This is a genomic window from Oleiphilus sp. HI0067 (assembly GCF_001635735.1).
Window position 1 is genome coordinate 1 of record NZ_LWFI01001307.1, and the last position, 711, is coordinate 711.

Annotated in this window: 1 protein-coding gene and 1 pseudogene; both read right to left on the reverse strand. The window is 43.5% G+C overall.

All coding sequences use genetic code 11. The features are described from left to right. On the reverse strand, positions 1-393 hold a 393-nt coding region (locus tag A3739_RS20165; RefSeq protein WP_197472462.1), incomplete at its 3' end, for an MASE1 domain-containing protein. A gap of 134 nt (positions 394-527) precedes the next feature. Further along, positions 528-711 (reverse strand): annotated as a pseudogene (locus A3739_RS31010) (hypothetical protein); the annotation flags it as partial.

Genomic DNA, 711 nt, shown 5'->3' on the forward strand with positions numbered 1-711 from the left:
TTCTTCGCTTCTTGCAAAATGTCTTATTAACTCCGCGGCCACAACAATGCTGATGACATCGCCCAAACCATTCATCGATGCAGAGGCAATCGCATTAAATATGGTAGAGAATGATTTAGTGGAAAAATAAGCCCAAATGTTTCCTAAAAACGCACCTAAGAAAACGCCTGGCCATATGTGGGGGCCGTATCGTAAGGCTACTGCCATCAGCACGCCAGAAGGTATCCAAACGGGCGTTACATTGGAGGGCTCAATAGCGAATGTTTGTCCTAGTCGTGCAAAAACAACGTAGATGGTAGCGATGACGACAACTTCGGATAAACGAATGTCTCGAAGCCAAGCTTTAGAAATTATGCCGGAAGAAGCATGAGCATCTTGCAGAGAACTGGTCACTATTTTAAGCACGAAAGTTATATCAATTAAATTGTTGCTAACTTTCTAATCTATTGGAGCAGTGCCCCTTTGATTGCTCAAGTGAATAACATGCTTTGCTTGAGTTAGGTCATTTGTCTAAAAAATAATCAGCCTTAAGCCTTGATATTAGAGGTTAGTTTTTTGGTCACTCCTGGCCCTGCAAGCGCATCGATGTCTCTTGCGTGAATGTCGTCGCCACAACAATCGCACACAAATTTTGGTTGAGTGATCTCTCCGCATGATTTATGTCGATAAATAACGGGCGCTCCGTCTTCGTCTGAAAGCCACTTATCTCCC